Annotated in this window: 4 protein-coding genes; 1 reads left to right on the plus strand and 3 read right to left on the minus strand. The window is 63.0% G+C overall.

Annotation, left to right across the window (positions count from 1 at the left end; translation table 11 throughout):
- Window positions 1-131: 131 nt before the first annotated feature.
- Window positions 132-833, plus strand: a complete 702-nt coding sequence (locus tag ACUVTA_RS02180; RefSeq protein ID WP_445951349.1) for a type IV toxin-antitoxin system AbiEi family antitoxin domain-containing protein — start codon at window positions 132-134, stop codon at window positions 831-833.
- Window positions 834-849: 16 nt separating this feature from the next.
- Here ACUVTA_RS02180 and ACUVTA_RS02185 read toward each other — a convergent pair whose 3' ends face one another.
- The 3 genes from ACUVTA_RS02185 to ACUVTA_RS02195 form a co-directional block, all read right to left on the minus strand.
- Window positions 850-1,737 carry a class I SAM-dependent methyltransferase gene (locus ACUVTA_RS02185; RefSeq protein WP_445951350.1) on the minus strand — a complete coding sequence of 296 codons (888 nt, stop codon included), beginning with the start codon at window positions 1,735-1,737 and terminating at the stop codon, window positions 850-852.
- A gap of 137 nt (window positions 1,738-1,874) precedes the next feature.
- Entirely contained in the window at window positions 1,875-3,470 is a 1,596-nt protein-coding gene (locus tag ACUVTA_RS02190) for a hypothetical protein (RefSeq protein ID WP_445951351.1), read from the minus strand.
- Window positions 3,467-3,780: sugar phosphate nucleotidyltransferase (locus ACUVTA_RS02195; RefSeq protein WP_445951352.1), on the minus strand; the 314-nt coding region annotated here is incomplete at its 5' end. The genes ACUVTA_RS02190 and ACUVTA_RS02195, both read right to left, overlap by 4 nt.

Here is a 3,780-nt window from a genome sequence, read left to right on the forward strand (position 1 = left end):
GCTTAGTCCGCCTTCGGGAATCCCCGGGCTTTAGCCCTGGGGAGGAAGTCAACAAGAGGGTCGCCGACCTTATCGAGGTAACCTGTCTGAAAAACTACGGGGAGTGGAGAGCGTGAGAACGAGCCAGGGGCTTGATTTTTTTCCGGCAGCACGCAGCGAAAAAGATTTTCGCCCTCGCGGATATCGAGCAGATGACCGGCCTGCCTAAAAGCCACCTCCAGGTGGAGCGGGGCCGCCTTGTCCGGCACGGGGTGCTCCGGCGCCTGGCGCGGCAGTGGTACGCCAACCCCTTCGCGCCGCCTTCGATCGAAGAGGCGGCGATGGTTTTTCGCTACCCGAGCTACATCTCCCTGGAGTACGCTTTGGCGCAGGAGGGTGTTCTGAGCCAAACCGCGTTTACCGTGACGCTCGTAACCACGAAGTCGCCTTATACCTTTCATCTGGAGGGTACCACCCTCGAATACCACCAGATCGCCAGGCGCCTTTTCTGGGGCTACCGCTTTGACGGCCGGGCTAACGTGGCCCTGCCCGAAAAAGCCCTGCTGGACCTAATCTACATCCGGCACCTGAAAACCGGGGTGCTGACCGCCACGCGGCTAAACTCGCTGTTAGACGACATCTACCTTGAGAAACTCGATCGGGAAAGGCTCTGGTCGTTTGCTGTCCGGTTCGGCCCGCCTCACGCAAAGCAACTTACCGCCGTTTTAGCCCCGCGGGTTGACGGTCCCTTTAAGGTCGCCGAACCGGAAGATTTCAAGGCCGCCCGTGCCGGGCAGCGAAAAGGCGCGCGGGAAGAACTCCGGCCCGCTTCAAAACACCGAAGCAGGAAATGAGCCTCAGCCACCGATGCTAAACCGCTCGCGCTTCGCGGGTGCAGCGCCAGAGCATCATCCCGGAGCAAATGCGGCGCTGGTAGCGGTAGACGCCCTCCGGGGCGCGGGCGCGGACGTAGGCGGCTATTGTTTCCCGGACAGAAGGGGTCACTTCCATGTACTGGTCGAAAAAGGCCGCCAATTCGGCGATGTATTCGTCTGCGGGGCTTTCGCCCCGGACCTCTTCGGTGGTGAAATGGAGGAGCGGCCGGTAGCCCGCGGTGTACAGGTAGAGGAACGGGTAGATGATCTCGGCGCGGCCGGGGTTCAGCTCCTCGCCGAAGAACTGGCGCCAGAGGTCAACGCGCGCCGCATCCCAGCGGGGTCCGGCAAAGGAGCTGTAGTAGCAGAAGTCCCGGGAGGCGGCGATCATCTTGTCGAGCATCGCAGCGCTTTGCACACCGGGGCTCATCGAGGCGAAGACCAGGTCGAAGCCGTTCCGCCACCCCTGCCGGTCGAGGTCGATCGCCTCCCAGGTTGCCGCCACGCAGGTGATATTAGTGATCCCTTCCTGGGCTGCCCTTTCCTGCAGGAGGCGGAGCATCGCGGCGGCCGGCTCTAAGGCCACCACTTCGGCGGCCACCCGGGCGAGCGGCAGGGCGAAGTTTCCCGGCCCGGCGCCGATATCGAGCACCCGGATGCCCGGCCGCAGTGCCCCCTCCTCGCGGAGCAGCGCCAGCACCTTCTCCCGCTGCTTTACCGCGCCCGCGCCGGCCGTTTGCCGCGCGAAGCTTGCGGCGCGGCGGTTCCAGTTTTCGATTTGCTCCGCCTCGCTGTAGCGGCACCGGCGGCCGGTCGGGCTGTTTTTGGCCGCCTCCTCCCAGGCCCGCGCCCAGAATTCCGGCGTCAGCAGTTGCTCCGTCACGCAGGATCACCCCTTAGACCCGGACGGCGGAAACCTGCCCTTGCCCTATCCTTTTCGCCGGCACCCGCGGGTTTCCTCCCGTAAAACGCAGGGGCGGCATAAAACCGCCCCCGCGCCGAAAGATATTTTTTACCGTTTTAATCTTCCAGCATCTCTTTAATCTTCTGCGTGTAAAACTCGGCGAGCGATGCGGCGATCTCCATCGAGGCGCCCTCGCTGAAGACCCGGCAGACCGGTTCTTCGGGGTCCGGGAGGATGAGCGCCCAGCCGTCGGGGTGGTAAACCTTTACGCCGTCGATAAGTTCGAGTTCCTGTTGCGGCTTTTCCTCGATAAGCCGGCGGATAACCATGCCCTTGGTTTCCCAGGAAACCGGAACCTCGCGCCGGGTGACAAAGTAAGCCGGCACCTCGTCAACAAGGTCGCCGAGGGTTATGCCTTGAGCGGCGGTAAAGGAAAAGATGCGCACCAGCGCCGCCAGGGCGTCGAAATGCAGCAGCGCCTCGTAGGCCTGGGCCATGAGCGCCTGTTTCCAGAGGTCCTGGCGCGCTGCTTTGGTGCGGACCACCTCCGCCCGGTAGCGCGCGGCGAGCGCATCGATGGCCCGCGGCGCCGTGACCGGCACAACGACGGGACCGCCGCGTTGTTTCAGGGCGACAAGGGCCAAGATGGCGGTGAAGAGGTCGTCCTGGATGATCCGGCCGCGCTCGTCTACCAGGATCATGTAATCGGCGTTGGCGTCGATTACCGCGCCGCCATCCGCCCCCTTCTCCACCACGGCCGCGCAGAGTGACGGCAGGATATCCTGGTATTCCTGCCATTGCCGGGGACGGCTGGCTAAGCCTTCCCGGTTGTAGTTCAAAATGATGACGCCCAACTCGCGGCTCAGCGTAGCAATGAAGCGGCCGAGGTTGGTCTCTTCGTAAAGGAGCACTAACTTTAGCGCCGCCTCTTTGAGGCGGTCCGAAGCGTATTCGCAAAGCGACTGCAGGTAGGCCTCCGGTACTCCAGGAAGGTACTGCAGCGGTTCTACTTTGAAAACCGGCGCCCGGGGGAAATCCTCGCGGTAGTAAAGCTGCTCGATCTTGCGTTCGGTGCTGCGGGAGATGTCAGCACCGGCCGCGTCGGTGAAAATCAGCCGGAGTTTATCGGGATCCTGGGTCGAGAACTTAACGTGCACGCCGCCGTTTAGCCCGAAATTCCGCACCCCAAAACGGTGCATCGGCGTCGTTCCAGAGCCGAAATCCCGCACCTTCAGCCCAACCGACTGTAAGCCGGCGGCGAGCGCCGCCTTCGCCATCCCCGAAACCGGGTAGGCGTCGCCCGAGATGCCTACGGTAGCCCCTTCTTTTAGTACGGCGCCGAACGTGCTCCCCAGGCGGGCGGTGAACTCCGGTGTAATCTCGATGTTCGCCAGGCCGCTTACCCCTTCACTCCCGAAGAGGTTGCGCCGGACGCCGTTTCTCCAGACGAGGCTGTCGCTCACCGTGGTTCCCGTGTCCACAAATTTATGCGGCCAGAGCTTGACTTTGGGCTTTAAGAGGCTCCGCTCCTTGATCACCGAATGGTCGCCGACAACCGCCCCTTCGTAAACGCCGGCGTTGGCCTGCACCTGCACCCTGTTCCCTAAAACGGCGCCGCGCAGGGCTGCCCCCCGCCCGATAAAACAGTGGTCCCAGACGACGCTCCGTTTGATGCTGGCCCCGGCTTGGACGGTGCAGCCAGCGCCGATCACCGAATACCGGCCGACATAGGCCCCTCTGGTCCGATCTGCGTGTGCGCGCCAATCGTCGCCGGCCCTTCAATGCGGGCCTCTTCATCGACCACTGCACCCTCTTCGGCCCAGACCTGCGGCATAACTTCCCGCCCGGGCAGATTAACTTTTACCCTGCCGGAGAGAACGTCTTCGTGCGCCCGGATGTAGGCTTCAAGGCCCCCGACATCGCACCAGTAACCGTCGAGGACGACCCCGTAGAACGGCTTTTTTTTGCGGAGGAGAAGCGGAAAAAGGTCCTGGCTGAAATCGAAGGCTGCCCCGCCGCAAA

It is taken from the genome of Thermodesulfitimonas sp. (assembly GCF_052743955.1).